This is a genomic window from Aquibacillus rhizosphaerae (genome assembly GCF_030282825.1).
Lineage (GTDB): Bacteria > Bacillota > Bacilli > Bacillales > Amphibacillaceae > Aquibacillus_C > Aquibacillus_C rhizosphaerae.
In genome coordinates, this window is the sequence record NZ_JASTZU010000018.1 from 372,467 (window position 1) to 389,160 (window position 16,694).

At 33.8% G+C, this 16,694-nt stretch carries 20 protein-coding genes and 2 pseudogenes; 5 read left to right on the forward strand and 17 right to left on the reverse strand.

The features are described 5' to 3' along the window. Window positions 1–459: 459 nt before the first annotated feature. The 7 genes from QQS35_RS05405 to QQS35_RS05435 all read right to left on the reverse strand — a co-directional run bounded on the left by QQS35_RS05405 (window position 460) and on the right by QQS35_RS05435 (window position 4,803). Window positions 460–810, reverse strand: coding sequence for a DUF4260 domain-containing protein (locus QQS35_RS05405; protein ID WP_285930861.1), 351 nt, complete (start codon window positions 808–810; stop codon window positions 460–462). Then, window positions 782–1,012 carry a MerR family transcriptional regulator gene (locus tag QQS35_RS05410; protein WP_285930863.1) on the reverse strand — a complete coding sequence of 77 codons (231 nt, stop codon included), beginning with the start codon at window positions 1,010–1,012 and terminating at the stop codon, window positions 782–784. Before QQS35_RS05410 ends, QQS35_RS05405 begins: the two co-directional genes overlap by 29 nt. A gap of 201 nt (window positions 1,013–1,213) precedes the next feature. Beyond that, window positions 1,214–1,531 (reverse strand): hypothetical protein, encoded by a 318-nt coding sequence (locus QQS35_RS05415; RefSeq protein WP_285930864.1) that lies wholly within the window; start codon window positions 1,529–1,531, stop codon window positions 1,214–1,216. Window positions 1,532–1,705: 174 nt separating this feature from the next. Continuing rightward, window positions 1,706–2,830, reverse strand: a complete 1,125-nt coding sequence (locus QQS35_RS05420) for an acyltransferase family protein (protein ID WP_285930865.1) — start codon at window positions 2,828–2,830, stop codon at window positions 1,706–1,708. Between the two features lie 107 nt (window positions 2,831–2,937). Next, window positions 2,938–3,303, reverse strand: a complete 366-nt coding sequence (locus QQS35_RS05425) for a GntR family transcriptional regulator (protein WP_285930866.1) — start codon at window positions 3,301–3,303, stop codon at window positions 2,938–2,940. Continuing rightward, window positions 3,303–3,956 carry an ABC-2 transporter permease gene (locus QQS35_RS05430; RefSeq protein ID WP_285930868.1) on the reverse strand — a complete coding sequence of 218 codons (654 nt, stop codon included), beginning with the start codon at window positions 3,954–3,956 and terminating at the stop codon, window positions 3,303–3,305. The genes QQS35_RS05425 and QQS35_RS05430 overlap by 1 nt, the downstream gene beginning before the upstream one ends. Continuing rightward, the gene (locus tag QQS35_RS05435; protein WP_285930869.1) at window positions 3,949–4,803 is read right to left on the reverse strand and encodes an ABC transporter ATP-binding protein; all 855 of its coding nucleotides are present in this window, start codon (window positions 4,801–4,803) and stop codon (window positions 3,949–3,951) included. Before QQS35_RS05435 ends, QQS35_RS05430 begins: the two co-directional genes overlap by 8 nt. 500 nt (window positions 4,804–5,303) lie before the next feature. Here QQS35_RS05435 and QQS35_RS05440 point away from each other — a divergent pair. The 4 genes and pseudogenes from QQS35_RS05440 (at window position 5,304) to QQS35_RS05455 (ending at window position 7,954) form a co-directional block, all read left to right on the forward strand. Next, a pseudogene (locus tag QQS35_RS05440) lies at window positions 5,304–6,076 on the forward strand (cytochrome c oxidase assembly protein). Window positions 6,077–6,194: 118 nt separating this feature from the next. Beyond that, window positions 6,195–6,434 carry a heavy-metal-associated domain-containing protein gene (locus QQS35_RS05445; RefSeq protein WP_285930870.1) on the forward strand — a complete coding sequence of 80 codons (240 nt, stop codon included), beginning with the start codon at window positions 6,195–6,197 and terminating at the stop codon, window positions 6,432–6,434. Window positions 6,435–6,810: 376 nt separating this feature from the next. Continuing rightward, on the forward strand, window positions 6,811–7,533 hold the full coding sequence (locus QQS35_RS05450; protein ID WP_285930872.1) for a ZIP family metal transporter: 723 nt from the start codon (window positions 6,811–6,813) through the stop codon (window positions 7,531–7,533). Window positions 7,534–7,609: 76 nt separating this feature from the next. Then, window positions 7,610–7,954, forward strand: a complete 345-nt coding sequence (locus QQS35_RS05455) for a hypothetical protein (protein WP_285930873.1) — start codon at window positions 7,610–7,612, stop codon at window positions 7,952–7,954. Between the two features lie 147 nt (window positions 7,955–8,101). Here QQS35_RS05455 and QQS35_RS05460 read toward each other — a convergent pair whose 3' ends face one another. From QQS35_RS05460 to QQS35_RS05500, 10 genes and pseudogenes are all read right to left on the reverse strand, one after another. After that, window positions 8,102–8,647 carry a hypothetical protein gene (locus QQS35_RS05460; RefSeq protein WP_285930874.1) on the reverse strand — a complete coding sequence of 182 codons (546 nt, stop codon included), beginning with the start codon at window positions 8,645–8,647 and terminating at the stop codon, window positions 8,102–8,104. Between the two features lie 215 nt (window positions 8,648–8,862). Then, window positions 8,863–9,453, reverse strand: a complete 591-nt coding sequence (locus QQS35_RS05465) for a hypothetical protein (protein WP_285930875.1) — start codon at window positions 9,451–9,453, stop codon at window positions 8,863–8,865. A 387-nt stretch (window positions 9,454–9,840) separates the two neighbouring features. Continuing rightward, the gene (locus QQS35_RS05470; RefSeq protein ID WP_285930876.1) at window positions 9,841–10,221 is read right to left on the reverse strand and encodes a YkvA family protein; all 381 of its coding nucleotides are present in this window, start codon (window positions 10,219–10,221) and stop codon (window positions 9,841–9,843) included. Between the two features lie 486 nt (window positions 10,222–10,707). Further along, window positions 10,708–10,887: a hypothetical protein gene (locus QQS35_RS05475; protein ID WP_285930877.1), complete on the reverse strand. Its 180-nt coding sequence runs from the start codon at window positions 10,885–10,887 to the stop codon at window positions 10,708–10,710. Window positions 10,888–11,027: 140 nt separating this feature from the next. Continuing rightward, window positions 11,028–11,555, reverse strand: a complete 528-nt coding sequence (locus tag QQS35_RS05480) for a YfiT family bacillithiol transferase (RefSeq protein WP_285930878.1) — start codon at window positions 11,553–11,555, stop codon at window positions 11,028–11,030. 448 nt (window positions 11,556–12,003) lie between these two features. Then, entirely contained in the window at window positions 12,004–12,501 is a 498-nt protein-coding gene (locus QQS35_RS05485; protein ID WP_285930880.1) for a kinase, read from the reverse strand. A gap of 332 nt (window positions 12,502–12,833) precedes the next feature. Next, a pseudogene (locus tag QQS35_RS22890) lies at window positions 12,834–12,938 on the reverse strand (IS1595 family transposase); the annotation flags it as partial. Window positions 12,939–13,053: 115 nt separating this feature from the next. After that, window positions 13,054–13,749: an ABC transporter permease gene (locus tag QQS35_RS05490; protein WP_285930881.1), complete on the reverse strand. Its 696-nt coding sequence runs from the start codon at window positions 13,747–13,749 to the stop codon at window positions 13,054–13,056. Further along, the gene (locus QQS35_RS05495; protein WP_285930883.1) at window positions 13,749–14,597 is read right to left on the reverse strand and encodes an ABC transporter ATP-binding protein; all 849 of its coding nucleotides are present in this window, start codon (window positions 14,595–14,597) and stop codon (window positions 13,749–13,751) included. The genes QQS35_RS05490 and QQS35_RS05495 overlap by 1 nt, the downstream gene beginning before the upstream one ends. A gap of 163 nt (window positions 14,598–14,760) precedes the next feature. Then, a complete protein-coding gene (locus tag QQS35_RS05500; protein ID WP_285930885.1) occupies window positions 14,761–15,714 on the reverse strand; it encodes a response regulator transcription factor in 954 nt (317 codons plus the stop codon). Window positions 15,715–16,096: 382 nt separating this feature from the next. On the opposite strand from QQS35_RS05500, the gene QQS35_RS05505 reads away from it, so the two are divergent. Beyond that, window positions 16,097–16,627, forward strand: a complete 531-nt coding sequence (locus tag QQS35_RS05505; RefSeq protein WP_285930886.1) for a M50 family metallopeptidase — start codon at window positions 16,097–16,099, stop codon at window positions 16,625–16,627. Window positions 16,628–16,694 lie beyond the last annotated feature (67 nt).

Genomic DNA, 16,694 nt, shown 5'->3' on the forward strand with positions numbered 1-16,694 from the left:
CTTTCTGAAACCAGTTAACTAAATAAGGTTTGTGTCCCTTGTTTACATAAGCACCCTGTACATGAATAAGCAATGGGCTACTATTAGCTTAAAAGAAAAAGCCTTCTATTTATACATTTAATAACAACAAATAATTTCTCCCCCTACTTTCTCATTCACAACAATACTGTCTCTTTACTTAAAGATTTTTTATCCACATTTCATTTTAACATATAATTCCAATAATTTTTAAAACCAATCCAAGCGAAAAGAGGATTGCCAATTTATATGACAATCCCCTTGTTGCACTATAGCCGTAAAGGCTCCAAGTAAAAGTGACTAACATCCCTGAACCAACATTTGGAAAGACTTTGATACTATATACACAAGCTTCTAAGCAATACAATATATATAAGTATATATTTTCACAAATCAATTCTCTGTTAGTTATACATCCTTCCTTTCAGAACTTGCATAAATTTATAGCCTTTGTATATGTGTTTGGTTAAAAGAATCCTGATATTTTAATCCAAAACCTAATAATCTATCCATAAATATATGAGCAATCCAGATGATGATTATTATAAGTAAATGTTCATTTAAAAAGAAGAAGTAACCTATTGCTAAAAGGAGTGGTAACACAAAGCTGTGTCCCAAATTATAAACCTTTGCACCTATTTTATTGTTAAATGCATAGCCAACCATTGTAATATCGGGAATGAATAAAAGAACAAAAAACAACCAGATTGGAAAGTCTAACAATGTATAAATATAAAACGAAATGGCAAGGGCGATTCCGTTTTCAATACGCACAACTTGATTGATACTCAATACATGCCCCTCCCTGTACACTCTCAAATGTAAATCCTAACTTTTTTAACACGATCATCAGCTGAATTTGTTTTTCGCATTCTTCATCATATTCTGGATTACCATTTTCAAGTCTCTTTGGTTTCAATATATTCTCTTTCTCATAATAACGAATTGTATAAGCTTGCAATTGATATTTCTCAGCAAAATCTTTAATTTGCATGTTTACCAACTCCTCAAATACAACATTAACATTGGAGTAAGCTTCAAGGTCAAGAGAAACCAAGTCCTAAAGCACCTGATGGTTTAGTTTAAATGAACATGTTCACAATACCGCATATCTTGTTTTCCATGATTTTGGATATGCCTTGTTGTGCAATATCCGTCTAATACAAAAAAGGACCACCTAAAAGGATGGACCTCGTCAAATTAATAATTCTTCTTTTGAAATAATGCGCCATCCATTAGTTACAAGGTGGTCTATATAATCATTGAGAGTATTTTCCTCTAAATCTATTGCAATTGGATGTAAAGATACATAGCATTCATTAGACTCATAGTTTAAAGTAACTTTCACAACCTCATAACCATTATGAAATCTTGAGTCGAAACCTGGATCATCAATAATATCTCCTTTAACGGGACGAACAGTTGATTGAATTGTTTTCATTACCATTTCCGACCTGTTATTTCCTCTTTCTTCTTTTGTAGATGTTAGAAAAATAATCATATTGATTTTCATTAGATGGCCCCATTTATTCATGAATTTGGTAATTATAATATATCATTTTTATACCCTTAAGCAAATCCATTAATAACCCAAAACCGTATCAACTGTTTTAACCCCGATAAACAACATCACACTTACCGTATGTAGAAAAGTATGTTGGATGACTAGTGTCCTGCGCACGTGCACCTACTTATAGTATCGCACGTTACTCATCAGATATCCCAATCCCCAGGACAACAGTATACTAAGTGCAAGCACCAACCCATATTCTGCAAATACTGGCAAGGATATGTGATTTGTTGCATAAATCAGAGCATATACGACAACATAGTGAAAGATGTATATACTGTAACGGCTAATGGAGATCCTCTTTGTAAAAGGCGTACTTTTGTCAGCAAATCTCTGGAACAAGGCAAGGAGCACAAATACGGCTGAAAAAATGGAAATATTGAAACTCAGGACCAGAAGCAGATTAACAACAGAGAAATTTGCGATGTCCGGAACTGTTGACTCATAAACGACAAAAGCAATGTAAATGATTATAGAAATTACATAGGTAACGAACCAAGGAATAATCCTTGGCCTGTAACCCGTTTTGAACCAGTCTTTCTGGTATGCATGGATTCCGAGAAGGAAATAAGCAGCATATACAAGGAGCATGACCCCCTGGAAATTGATGATGTATAAATTGGTAAAGCTGGCTTCGTTAATAAATTGATTGACAACAAAGTAAAATCCTGTCGTCACGGCAATAAATAACACAATAGAACGAAACGTTAATTGCCCTTTCGTGATACCAGCTGACTTCACTCTTACGCTACATATGACGTATACCAGGCTTAACAGAATAAAGAACAACAGCAGCACACCAATAAACCATAAGTGAAACTGGCTGATATTTTGACTCTTGTAAAATTCAAAAATCCAGTATTTGAAAAAACCTTCATCATTTCCCCAGGAACGAGCCGCAATATAGCTGGCGATTGGCGACAAAAGAATTAATCCGACTAGATAAGGAATCCCCAGTCGGACTATTTTATCCTTGAGGAAAGGTGTGGCACCTTTCTTTATAAGAGGGCCCAATGCAAAATATCCAGCAATGAAGAACATAATCGCGTTCATCAATTGACCGTTTACAGCCAGAATTAGAAATAGAATGATTGAACTAAACGCATCGGGAACCATATTTTTAACAAAAGGCATGTCTTGAAAGAGGTTAACATAGTGCATATTCACATGATAAAAGACGACAAGAGTTATGACAAAAGTCCGTAATGTGTCTAAGAAATAAATTCGTTTTGTATGCTCCATTAAAAACCTCCATAAAATATGGTTTAATATTCAGCGTATTGAAATTCGTGATTATAGAATTATTGCTCCGAAGTCGTTACCCGCTCGAATCGGAATCGCTTATTTCGTCAATAAATCTTCTTCATAAGCTCAAAAACTTCTTCTATTGTGAGGCCAAAGGATTTGTAATAAGAAATGTCAACCACCATTTGCTTCATTATCATGTCGTTTCGTTTTTGAAGCATATCATCGGTTGAGAGTTCTGCTACAAAACATCCTTTTCCAGATACTGTATAAATTAAACCACATCGTTCGAGTTCTTCCCAAGCTTTTTTTATGGTGATAACACTAACACGTAGTTCTTTGGCTGCTTGTCGTATTGGCGGTAAACTATAACCTTGTTCTATCTCACCCTTGAGAATTTGAGCGCTGATTTGATCAAAGATTTGCTGATAAATCGGTTTTTCAGATGTATTCGAAATCAATAAGTTCATTAAATATCCAATCTCCCAAATCGTTTAATAGCTATACTGCATGCTGCAATAGTGAAAACTGTGAATATTACAATTCCGACAATAAGGATGGTTATTTGAAGCGATACATTATCAGCACCGTTACCATTGAAAGTCTCAAATACAAAAGAATTCTGTATTCCCAACCACTGTACACTTGCGAAATAAAGCAATGTAGCCGTAATGGATGCAGTTGCCGCTGAACCATATTTATACGCTGTTTTGTAAAACATAGGGATAAAGATAATGTTGAAGATTGCAAGCATGACAAAACACAGCCCCCAAAAACCCATATGTGGTGCGAAGAAAGAGTAGGTCATATCCGGGTATAATTGAAACGTGAACAAACCAAAAATCATTGCAATCACAATATGCAATAATTCCAGAATAACAATAACTGTGACCCTTGCCTTCACCATGTCTTTTCTGGATACGGGCATTGTCATAGTAAATACCAGATCATTCTGTGCTTTAAATTGAGCAAAAATATTAGGTACTGAAATCCAGAAAAAATACTGAAGAACTAGAAAGTAAATCCAGTTAGGTATAAGCATTAAGGTGCCTATTAAAAAAGGCAAGGCCAGAAACCAAGGATTTATGCCTAATTTCAAGTCCTTTATCACTAAGTTATACATACATTTCCTCCTTTTTTGCAAAATAAATCATGATCTCCTCGAGACTTGGTATAGTTGCTTTTATATCAGAAGAGGTATCAAAGTCGCACAAGCGAATCAACCCTGTAAAGCCGAATGAATTCATTTTGTATGAAATCAACCGTTCTTTCAGCTGGTTCAACTGGCTTTCGTTACCGTTCAGCAGGCGATAGGAATCCATAAATTCTTCTTTTTCCGAGCTGTCGATTATTTTTCCGTTATCGATAAAAGTAATAAAATCTGCACACTTTTCCAAGTCGGATGTACTATGGGTGGAGAAAAGAATGCTGATTTGGCCATCTACTACGAGTTCTTGAAAAATATCCAACAGCTCATCTTTTGCAGCCGGATCAAGTCCGCTTGTCGGTTCGTCGAGAATGAGAAGTTTCGCTCCATGAGACAAGGCAAGGGATAAGTTGTACTTTACTTTCATTCCCATTGACAAGTCATTAATTTTTTTGTCTTCGTCTAACTTGAATCTTCTTAAATAATTATAATAAGTCTCATCCTCCCAGTTCTTATAGAATTTCTTTATAACATTGGTCAATGTCTTAATTTTGCTTCGAGTATAGAAATCGATGCTGCCAAATGCGAAACCGATTTCTTGTTTCAAATCGAGTTCATGTTCTACTATGTTCTTACCTAGAACGTGTACTTCACCGCTATCCAAATGAATCATGTTCATGATTGATTTGATTGTGGTTGTTTTCCCTGCGCCATTGGCACCAATAAAACCCATAATATAACCCTTTTCCAGCTGAAACGATACATCTTTCAAATGAAAGTTTTTAAACTTTTTATTTAAATCTTTAACTTCCAAAGCAATCACAAGCTATCCCCTCCGTGTATATCGTATATACACAATATTACACACGTAAGGTGAAATGTCAATCGTTTTAAAAATCAACAGTTTTGTTTGTTTAACATTGTTTCAGGCGATAATATTCCAATATTACTTAATTAAATTTGAATGAGATGATATACATCAAATCGTGTATATCGATAATTATTCTTTTTGAATACATACGTAGAAGATGTAAGGAAATGTTTCTTCCTGTAGTTACTATGTACAGCGGTGTGAATTATTCAGACAGTGTTACCTTATCCCATTTTCAAGAAAACTGCTAAAGTGTGATAGTTTTCTGATTTAATGTTATATATTACGTAAACAAACATAAAAATGATTTATGAATGAGTATATAGGATTCTAATTATAAGCATGTGGTTTATTAACTACACCCTTTGTTAATCGAATACTGAAGGAGAGGAGATTATATGCTTTTTGATGTTTTGCTTGCAGAGCAGATGGCCTGGGATGTTTCATTGTTAATGGGGCTTATAACTATATTCGTAACCTATGTACTCTTAATTAATCGACTTACAGATATCAAAATATACCATAAAAAACCTCTTCTATTTTGCCTCAGTTTAGCATTATTCTATTTCATTTTTGGTAGCCCTTTAGCTGTAATTAGTCATCTCTCTTTTAGTACACACATGCTTCAAATGAGCATTCTTTATTTTATTGTCCCCCCATTCTTGCTGCTAGGTATTCCCGAAAAATTACACATAAAAATAAAGAAACTGTCTGTTTTAAAAAGAATAAGTAAACTACTTTTAACTCCTTTAGTTGCTTTATATGTTTTTGGGATAATGTTCTTAATGTATCATCTACCGATAATACTAAATGTTTTATCTGAATTTCCATTTGTTCATAATGGTATATTATATTACTTCTTATATTGTCATTTAGTATGTGGTGGCCAATTGTAGCACCTGATTCCAAACAACGTCTTAGCAAGCTACAGAAAAAGCGTTACGCATTTCTAAGTGGAATTGTATTAATGCCAGCTTGTATTATGTTTATTTTAAGTGCCGTGATTGACGGAGCACCACATCCCTTTCTTAACCAAATGACAGCAAAACTTTGTTTACCTCCACAAACGAATCCTTTGAATTATCCACCTTTACCGTTCAACACTAAAACTGATCAGATAATGGCGGGAACCTTAATGTTAGGAATACACAAGTTTGGTATCATGCTGTCATTTCGCCTAGGTAATAGTGAGAAAATGGAATCAAATAATAATATGAAAATATAGAGTTATCCAAAGAAGTATTTAACTATATAAACTCATTCATAAATTCTATTGAGTCTGAGTAAAATTAATTAGGTTCAAGGAAAAATACAAATTTTGGCTGAAGGTGGTGAAAATTCATATGAATCAAATGGTTACCTTTGATGTTAAAGGGATGCATTGCCCTGATTGTCCTACAAAGATTGAAAAAGTAATTTTAAGAACGGATGGAGTAAACCAAATTAAAATTAATTTAGAAAATGAGAATGGTTATGTAATGTACAATAAAAATAGTCTAGACATTAAAGACATTATTGAAAAAATCAGTAAAATGGGATTTAAGGTTCAAAATATCCAAAGCAATTATGAAGTAAAAATTTAACAAAACGAAGTCCTTTTCTTCCATTCTTTGGCATTAATGCTTCACCCCTTAATACAAGTACTTTTAGCTCTGGTAAGGGGTTTTTGATTTTTCTTTCATTGGCTAATAAGCATGAAAAAGCCTTCAAAAGTAATAGTTTATATCGATTTTTATAAGCGATATACCTGGATTCTCGGTATCAATATTAAAAGATAAATGTACGCACTAATTTCACAAATCGCTAAACAAAAAATGCCATAAACAATTTTTTTCCATCTGAGTTCGGTTCTTATTCCTACTCCATTTCATGAATGCATATACACAAAAATATTACTTTTGTGCTAAATCCCTATCTGCCGTCATAGAATATATCAATTACCTTTGTGGAGGATCATATATGTCCCTTTTGCCTATTCTTATATCTTCATTTTGTACAAGCCTTGGAGCTTTCCCCGTATTATTAATTAAAAATCTATCACATAAAGGAAAAGATATTACATTGGCATATACTGCAGGCATTATGGTTGCGGCTTCTGCATATGGATTAATCCCATCTGCAATCATACTATCTAATATATCCACTTTAGTTGTAGGTATATTAATAGGTACCTTTGTACTTACATTCATTGAGATTCTGATTCCTCATACTGATTTAGACCATTCCAAACAGCCGGTAGGACATGCCCATGTTATGTTGTTTATGATAGCTATGTCTATTCATAATTTTCCTGAAGGGTTATCTGTAGGAATTTCAAATGTCAGTAGTGACCTTGATTTGGGACCTCTTGTTGCCTTTGCAATTGGGTTACAAAACATTCCTGAAGGTTTTTTAGTTGCATTATTCTTGATTACTCAAGGAATAAGTCGTATGAAGGCAATTTTTCTCTCTACTGTTACAGGATTAATCGAATTATGTGCGGGGATTTTGGGTCACTTTTTTGGAGAACTATTTCAATATATTATTCCCTACGGTTTAGCTTTTGCTGCTGGTTCTATGTTATTTGTTGTATATAAAGAATTAATTCCAGAGAGTCATGGGGATGGACATGAACGAGCAGCTACCATTACATTTATCTTTGGATTTATTACGATGATATATTTAACAGAATTTTTCAGATGAAATATTTTTGGTCTTAACATAAATATTTGTATTTAGGCAAAAATAAGAGAAACGAGCAAATTGGAGACGTACATTTATGATACTTCTTGCCGTTATATTAATGTTAAGTGGGTTAGTAATAATTAATGCCATATATGCTTATCACACCAAGCACATTGATTCACATTTTCTATCCACTTTGTCGTACTTTATAAAACAAGTTCCTTTTTTTCTTTCCGCCAGTATGATGATTGGGTATGGAGTAAAGTTTCTAACAAAAATTGTAGATAACTTAACCTTCTCTCTTATTGCATCTAAAGGATTGGAGATCCTAGTAAGTGTGGCAATTGGCTTGATATTTTTCAAGGAGGTTCCTAGTTGGCGTACTGCAATGGGTATCATAATTATATTAGTGGATTTTTGGGTATTAAAAGGAAAATAATCCTTACTTTTACGTATTAGCATTTAGCTTACGAATTCATCTATCGTAAGCTGATTTTTTTGTTTGTTTTAAAAAATTTTACGCCCTACAAGAGAAAAGATTGATGATGAAGACGCTCGATCTTCAGCTATCCTTGAAATAATGGAACTATTTAAATATATCTATATACTTTTTTTTGTACTTTTTGTCGTCAACTATATCAATCAAATCTAAAGCCGTTTGTTTGATAGTCATATCATTAAAATGGTCATATAGATTCCTCATATTTTGAAGGATGTCATTACGAATTAAAGTGTAATTTTTTTTATCCGTTCCGTTTTTAAAACGTGCAACCATATAGTCCATAACCATTTCTTTTTGAGTTGTACCAGCAATTCCTACCTTCCATATGGATTGGAGACTATGCCTAGCTGTCACAAACTTTTCATCTTTTGTTACCTCCCACAACTTAGGGAAATCTTTCATAATCCTCATCTCCGGATCGCTTATGGCTAGGTTAGCTAAATATTGTGCAGCACGAGAGCGTTGATGGTTATCTTTATGAGTTAAGTCCTCTAATAGTTGGTCCCATACTTCATATACCCAATCAACTTTATGGTCAGTTACTTTTAATATATACTGATAGGATTCATAACGTTCATTTTTATCGCCAGATTTAGATTTTTCAAATTCTAATTTTATTTTACTATTCATTTTTATCCCACCTAAATTTCTCATAGTAATTATTCAAGTTACTTATTTTTTGTTAAAATTAATTGCCCTAAGAATCTAAATTTATCATACCCATCAAACCTTCTCACATAAAAGGTATCAGAAAGTGGCATATTGACATTTCCACGTTTAAAAAGTTTACAATATAGATTTTAAGCTCACCAGCTGTGTTTCACTCAACAAGTAAAGACATTGCTTCAGTTTTCAAAATAGAGCATCTCTTCTTTTCCATGTTCTATATTAATATACCGCCAAGTCGAATCATGATCACTTATTCCGTAGGCATGAACCGGAACAAGTCCACCTGAGGTTGAAGAATAAACCACAAATGTATCGATAAATGTATAGTTCCGTGTTTCTACAAGTTTTTTATCCTCCATGTTTACTTTTCTTTTCAGTATATACAAACCTTCTTCAGGTGTAATTACTTTGTTAAAAATCTCATGGTCATTTAATGAGAAAGGTATTGAAGGAATGCTATGCATCATCCCAAAATCTCCAGATCTTGCATCGAAATAAATTTTGTTTGATTGATCAGAAAAAGCATATAGAGGCATAGAATTTAACATAGGTTTATATGCAAACGTATAATATTGATCATCCATGTTACTTGAATAATTCACATTGATACCCAGGTACTCGACAGAAAATCGCTTATCTTCCCCATAAATACGATGTAGCATCATTGATACTTTCTCTTGCACCTTATCAATATCTAAAAGTTCTCCTGTTCTATCTACAGCGCCGTAGTAATCGATTTGAATTGGATAACCTGAAAATGCATCCACTTCTCCACTTAAACTCCTGTTTTTAATTTCAATTCTATACGTATATTCTCGATTCTTAGTTCCACAAAAGTTACACTGAAAAATGGTTTTTACAAAAAAGAGACCATCATTGGCCTAAATAGCAACTATATAGAAGGAATCTATATAAAAGGGTCCTTATTATTTATTACCTCTGTTTATCAACGCATTGTTTAAACAAAACTTGTACCTCATGTGGATATTGTTTTTCAACACGAACGAGTCAGTAATTATTTTCCAGATAGTTACTTAGTTTTATAAAAAAGGGTATTTAAAAGTTTTATGTTGATATTAGGTAAAAAAATGGAACTTCCTAGTTTATCGAATTTCCATTTTGTTCCTTATTGATTTACTCAACTAATGATGCCTTTATCTAAATATCTGATAAGCCTTTAGAATAATCCACAACATAATTATGCTCCATGCTAAAATTATGAATGAACCTACAACCCAATTTTTCGGTTTCCCATTTTTCATTATTTCTTTTGCTTTATCTTCACATTCTGATATTACTTCATTAGGTATCATCTTCAATGCAAACATAATACCTAATGGAACGATAATAACATCATCTAAATAACCAAGGATTGGTATAAAATCAGGTATCAAATCAATCGGACTAAACGCATAAGCTACAACACAAATTGAAAATATTTTAGCATACAAAAGTACTCTTTCATCTTTATATGCTAAGTAAAGTACAAAGATTTGTTGTTTTATTTTTTTCGCCCAAGCCTTTATTTTCCGCATAAAGTGTATTCTCCGTATAAAGAATTAAAAACCTTTTTTCTTACTTCTAATATAACATTAATTACATTCTTGCCCGATAGCTCCATAAACCAAAAGAACTGCCCTAAAGCTCCACTCTTTCGTTCAAGCTACCTGTTACTTCAATTAGAAAAGAGCAATCCCTGCTTGTTGAAGGATTGCACCCATTACTTTAATTAGTTTTAATCCTCTTTATAGAGACCACAGAAGAAAACAAACAAAACAACTAAAAAGCCTGGGTATATAAGTAGTCCACCCCTTGTTGTCGTTGTATATCCAGTGTAATAATTGCACCTATTAATATAATACTAATTCCCAATAACATGATTCTTGTTGACTTCTTAAGTCATCCCCCCTGTTGTTAAACAATCCTGCTCTTAACTTCGAGAAAGAGAGACGAATACCTTGTTCAGTATTTGCTCTTAGTACAAAAGTTCACAAATTTTTTAATCTTCTTTTAGAAAGTTTTCATTTTCTATCGTGACTTTTATTTCTTTTTAGATAACCAAAAATAGTATCGAAAATAATGTAAAAAATAACAAGAGCAATGAATTTAAGATGCAAAACACTGTTGTAATCATTACTAAAAACTAGTATCACACCTATAACAGTAATAGTTATTTTTAATAATAAAACTGATTTACTCATATTCGCATCCTCCTTTTTAGTAACTCCCATTTCACTTCAATAATCGATGAAGCTATCACACCGTAAATCCCTTGTTCAAGATGAACTCACTGTTTGTTTAAGTTTATTGCTTCACTGTCTTCTGAGAAAAGGCTTTTGAATTACCAACCCATACGTTGTTTAAGAGATTCGATTTGTGCAATATGATGTTTACCGTGCCAAGCATATCTTTGTGTTGCAATTTCTAGATTCATAAAACCGTGTGTAGGACTCTTGAATGACCTCTGAAATTCAAATTCGGATAATGAACGGAGTAATATTACGAATCTACTGTGAATTGATTCAATAAGGTTCAGAGATATTTCAATAGGTGTATTTTGATAATCGCTCAATTCTGCCCATAAATCTTCTCGATAAGAACTTGAAATTGGGTTATTTTCGGTTAGTGCCTTTTTGAAACGAATAAATGCATTCATATCATTATCAGCCATATGGTGAACTACCTGTTGAATAGTCCATCCACCAGAACGGTATTGCGTATGGAGTTGCTCAATAGATAGGTTTTGTACTGTGTTCCGAATGTGTTCCGGTAATTCCGAAATATTCAGAATCCATTGGTTTCGTTGTTCTGGAGTTGAATTCTGTACTGGTTCAAATTGACCTATAGGAAAACGAATATGATCGTGCATAAATCTCCACCCTTTTCTATAATTTTAACAATTATACATATTCGATAAGCATTGTTATCTTTCCTTCTTCTTCAAGTAACCTGCTATATACAGTTTGGTTTTTCCGACGTATTCAACGTAAGAAAAGATACCAAAAACGCCAGATTGATATCTTTGTAGAAGGATAATATACATTCAGCATTTATAGTTTTCAAAATTAACAAACATAGGACTTTATTTGGAGAAGGGGATATGATTCGCTTGGATGCCTGATGAAACAACAGCTTCAGCCTTTCAAGACAATCGCCCATAGCCAAGTCAAATCCTTAAACGCTTTACTATGGATGCACACAAAGATAAAAGGTCCACCACATCAACGTTTTATAACTGATACTGTATATAACTGCTCCTTTACTACCTTTCTGCGTTCCACATTAGCACGCGTTGTTGAAGAAGCCCAAAGGATTAATTACTTTTGTAGTTGATTTAAAATCTGTTTTAATACATCATTTTGCAACATATCATTAGTAAACAGCGTTTCTTCCTCCACTCCAAGATAATCGTTTGGATTCCACCAGGTACGTAAAGAGTCTTCTCCAAATTCCATCTTCTTGCTACGAGTATTATGACGTAGGACTGTTTCTTCAAAGGATAAATCAAAATAATAAGTATATGCTTCTTGGTTAAAGAACTGGATTAAATCCATTAGCATTTCACCATAACTTCTTTTATTTAAGATTCCTTCCACTATAACAAACTCACACTTATCTTTACCGTATTCAACAATTTGTCGAATCAAATCAATTGAAAGATTTCCATCTCTATCGTGAACTTTCAACATATCACGGCGAACGACGTCCTGAGAAACCAAGAGCGTTCCACGACCTAAATGATTTTGAAGGCTTTTCGCAATCGTAGTTTTTCCACTTCCCGAATTACCTCTTAAGATAATTAGCTTAGATTCCATAAACTCCCCTACCCATTGTCTTTTTTTATTTCTTACTTTTAACACTTCAATCTAATAATCAATTTTCCTTCTTGCACTAAATTGCGTTGTTACTTCCATAAGCAAGTGCGATTTTCTCTAAAAGAAAACGACTCCCTTTAGTGGAATAAACACCTATTTATAGCCTTTAATTAAGTTTTCAAAAGCGGTACTATCTTTATTTATTGGCAAAATATCCTTTCATTCTTTCTGTTTTCCATTAGCAATCGAGTTTCTTATTGAACTAAACGCATGTTCGTTGAATAAGAAACATTGTCTATATCGTAAAACTTTATAACCTAATTGCATCATATGTTTCCATATTTTGTATTAAACCCTTTTAAAACACCATAACATTCTTTATGCCTTCGGTGATAACTGTTAACGTTCTGGATATGGTATAGTCCCTTTGTACCAACAACCACAATAAACAGAGCCCTATAAAAAAGGCAGACAATCGCATTCACTTGAAAAAATGCTTTGTCTGCCGAGCAAAATAATTATACTAGATTTATAGATACTTCATCCTTACCGTCAGTCATCCGTCCTTACCTTTTTAAAACAGATATATGTGAAGAGTGCTGCACCAAGCGCCCAAATAGCAACAATACCAATTGGAATCCAGGAATTTGTATCATGCATGTCGATTAACTGCATCAATGGAAATACATCCGCGATCATGATGGCGGTACTGTCTTCGCCAAGACCAAGAAAATCAATCATTGGTGTGAACCCAAATAAAAACATTACCGGCATGAGGTAGGCAGACGTTGAAGCAATTGATTTCGTAAAAAGCCCGATACCAATGCCAAGGAATAAAAAGAATAGAAATAATAGAATTAATCCTATGATAGCCTGAACATTTAGAAAAGGCTTAATACCAACGATAACTAGAGAGATAGTTAATGCTATGAAACTCATCAATCCAACTACCAAACTCTTTCCAATAATGATATCTAGAAAAGAGGCAGGTGACAGCATTAGCCCACGTAATGTTTTCTTCTCATTTTCTTCTGCCATCATGGTCATCATGCAGCTTGCTGTTACAGATGAAAAGGTGACACCAACGATTAAATATAACATTGGGATAGGAAGCCCTTCCTCTCCACCTAACTGTTTGTAAAGCAGTGCTAGTATAATCGGGATGACCGGCATCATCAAAAGCATCATGTTCTTCATAAAATCTTTTATATCTTTTTCAAAAATGGCACTAATTCGTTGTGCGTTCATTATACTAGCTCCTTCCCTGTAATTTTTAGAAAGATTTGACCAAGTGTTGGATTGTCCGTTTGCATTGCTTTCACTTCTCCGTTTTCGATTAGTTCCTTAATCTTATTAGCGTTCCCAGACTCATTTTCAATAACAAGTCTCTCTCCAGCAAATGTTTCCACGTGAAAAGCATGTGTCGAGTATTTATACCTAAGTTCATCCGGGTTGCCCAATTCCTGTAGTTTACCTTTATCTAAAAAAGCTACACGGTCACATAATTCAGTTGCTTCTTCCATATCATGCGTTGTTAAAAAAATAGTCGTCCCTGCTTCATTCAGCTTCTGCAGTCCACGATGGATATGTGCCACATTCCCTGGGTCTAGAGCGGAAGTAGGTTCGTCTAAAAATACCAGTTTCGGTTTATGAATGAGTGCTTTTGCCAGCAGAACGCGCTGCTTCATCCCTTTTGATAATTTAGACACGGTTTTCTTGCTTTCTTCTCTTAAATTCACTACATCTAGCATGACATCTATTTGTTCTAGGGGTGCATCATACAACTTACAAAACAATTTCAAATTATCATAGATTGTTAGACGTTCATACAACGAACTATTATCGGATAATATCCCAATTTTAGATTTAAAATCAGAAGTTCCAAATGATTGTGAATGCACATCTAATACGTTCACATCACCTGCTGTTTGCTCAAGTTCTCCTGTTAAAATTTTAATCGTTGTTGTTTTGCCTGATCCACTCGGACCCAACAACCCAAAAATCTCTCCTGGCTTCACGAAGAAACTGACATCTTCAATTGCTGCATTTTGATCAAATACCTTCCTCAGTCCATTAACTTCAATTGCATTATTCAATGAAACTCCTCCTTTGGTGATCTAAGCTCATCGTACACTGGATTGGTTAGAAATACAGTCATATCAAGGTAAAATGTACTCTATTACAGCTTAAATGTACCCATTTCAAGGTGAATAAACCCCTGGAATAGGTACCTGTTTTCTTGCTTGAGCTGAACTGTACCTATAGATTAAACATTTCTTGAATACGTTGTATCTTTGTCCTTGATAACGGAATAGTCGACTTGACTCGGTTATCAATTCTGAGTGAATATGTATTTTTTGACCATGTAATGATCTCACGTACCTTTTGCAAATTTACTATGTATGATCTATGACACCGGTAAAAACCGTAAGCTTCTAATTTATTTTCTATTTCAGCCAATGTCGAATCCAGTGCATAAGATTCATCATTAATCACAATCATCGCCTTGCCATCCTGGCTTTCGATATAATCAATTTCAAGCGGATCAAACAAAATAACTTTATCATCTATCTTCGCAGGGATTTTGAATAAATTTACTGTAGATGGTGTGAAGGCTGGTTCAGTTCCAGTTGTAACATCCTCCTCCTTTACGTTATCTACTTCAATTTCCTGGAGACCTTTTTCCTGCAACCTATAAGCGACATCGCTAAGAAGCAGTGCATGTTCCATGTTCGATACTAAAATAAGTGCTGGTATCTTATTGTTTGTTATCCGCTTAAGCATATTGATAAAAGTATTGATCGTCCTTACATCCACCCCGTGAATCGGTTCTTGGAAAACCATCGGATATGTATTCATCATAAAATATTTTGCATACTGTACACGGCGTTTTTCAGAATGCGAGCACTTCCGTAAAGGCTTTTTGGCACACATGTGCAATTCGAACAGCACTAGAATTTCAGGCAATGGGATGGAACAACCGAACCATTTATGATAAAAAGCAACATTATCAGCGACTGTTAAACGATCGTATAATCCGTCCTTCCAATCACACACGGTAACGTCACTATCATTATAAAGCATATGTATTAATTCAGCCTGCATATCCGTATCACTGTAAATCCCCGTGATATTTGATTCATTTAAGTTAAGGGAAAACGGTGGCAGGATTTCACTTTTCATTATTTCATAATCAAGTTTAAAACTCGTCATCTTACAAACTCCTATTCAACTATCATGTTATGCTATTAATTTATCATAGTATAACATGATAGTTATTGGATTCTTTATAGAAATTAATTCGTAGGGTTATTTTGCTAAATATTGTATTAACGAACCAATATAATGCTTTTATTAGTTAGTTATTGAGTGTATTCTGTTTTTTTAACATGTTGGTCTAAACACACAGGGATTAGCCAAAACACAATAGAAAGAGTTATTGCTTACATCATTTCTATATGAAATGACAGATACCTATAATAATTCACGTTTGGCAAAATTCAATATTTAGCTCCTCATTATTTAATAAGGTGCAGGAGTCTTTTGGTCAATGTAGAATGTATCCATAAGATAATTGGATTGATTGGGGGAACTTATGGATAGCTATATACAATTCACAATCACTTTTTTATTGTTCGTCTCCTTGATACTTCCGCTTACTACTTTAGTTCACGAACTTGGTCACGCACTTACAGCATTAATATTGTTCAAAGAGCCAGTAGGAGTTAGATTGGGAAGCTCTTTCAAGGGTACTGGTTTTAAAGTAGGTAAACTAACATTTAAAATTCAGCCTTTAAGTGGGTGGGTTGGTTTTGTCGAATATAACATACCTAAAGGTAAGAATAACATTGTGTCCAATGCTATGATTATGATTGCAGGTCCATTTTTTTCATTTATACTAGGTTTAATTTGTTATATTTCAATTACATTTTCAGACAGTCAATACATTATAATTTTTTTATTAAAGTCTATTATGAATGCATCTTTGGTACAATTCATTATTACAATTCTCCCTATAAAATATCCATCATTTTTAAGGGCTTATAAAGGAATGCCAAGCGATGGATATAGAGTTATGAAACTAATTATGAGTAGGGATAATCCTAAAGAATATAAAGATAAATAGCTAAACAATCGAGAGGAAACCTGAATGTATCAGCTTTCCCTCCAATTTCATTTAATTATCAACATTA

Coding starts and splice junctions, on each gene's coding strand:
- QQS35_RS05490 (WP_285930881.1), bottom strand. CDS start 13,749: ATGAACGCACAACGAATTAGTGCCATTTTTGAAAAAGATATAAAAGAT.
- QQS35_RS05450 (WP_285930872.1), top strand. CDS start 6,811: ATGTCCCTTTTGCCTATTCTTATATCTTCATTTTGTACAAGCCTTGGA.
- QQS35_RS05430 (WP_285930868.1), bottom strand. CDS start 3,956: ATGTATAACTTAGTGATAAAGGACTTGAAATTAGGCATAAATCCTTGG.
- QQS35_RS05460 (WP_285930874.1), bottom strand. CDS start 8,647: ATGAATAGTAAAATAAAATTAGAATTTGAAAAATCTAAATCTGGCGAT.
- QQS35_RS05470 (WP_285930876.1), bottom strand. CDS start 10,221: ATGCGGAAAATAAAGGCTTGGGCGAAAAAAATAAAACAACAAATCTTT.
- QQS35_RS05475 (WP_285930877.1), bottom strand. CDS start 10,887: ATGAGTAAATCAGTTTTATTATTAAAAATAACTATTACTGTTATAGGT.
- QQS35_RS05445 (WP_285930870.1), top strand. CDS start 6,195: ATGAATCAAATGGTTACCTTTGATGTTAAAGGGATGCATTGCCCTGAT.
- QQS35_RS05410 (WP_285930863.1), bottom strand. CDS start 1,012: ATGCAAATTAAAGATTTTGCTGAGAAATATCAATTGCAAGCTTATACA.
- QQS35_RS05500 (WP_285930885.1), bottom strand. CDS start 15,714: ATGACGAGTTTTAAACTTGATTATGAAATAATGAAAAGTGAAATCCTG.
- QQS35_RS05425 (WP_285930866.1), bottom strand. CDS start 3,303: ATGAACTTATTGATTTCGAATACATCTGAAAAACCGATTTATCAGCAA.
- QQS35_RS05455 (WP_285930873.1), top strand. CDS start 7,610: ATGATACTTCTTGCCGTTATATTAATGTTAAGTGGGTTAGTAATAATT.
- QQS35_RS05505 (WP_285930886.1), top strand. CDS start 16,097: ATGGATAGCTATATACAATTCACAATCACTTTTTTATTGTTCGTCTCC.
- QQS35_RS05485 (WP_285930880.1), bottom strand. CDS start 12,501: ATGGAATCTAAGCTAATTATCTTAAGAGGTAATTCGGGAAGTGGAAAA.
- QQS35_RS05480 (WP_285930878.1), bottom strand. CDS start 11,555: ATGCACGATCATATTCGTTTTCCTATAGGTCAATTTGAACCAGTACAG.
- QQS35_RS05420 (WP_285930865.1), bottom strand. CDS start 2,830: ATGGAGCATACAAAACGAATTTATTTCTTAGACACATTACGGACTTTT.
- QQS35_RS05415 (WP_285930864.1), bottom strand. CDS start 1,531: ATGAAAATCAATATGATTATTTTTCTAACATCTACAAAAGAAGAAAGA.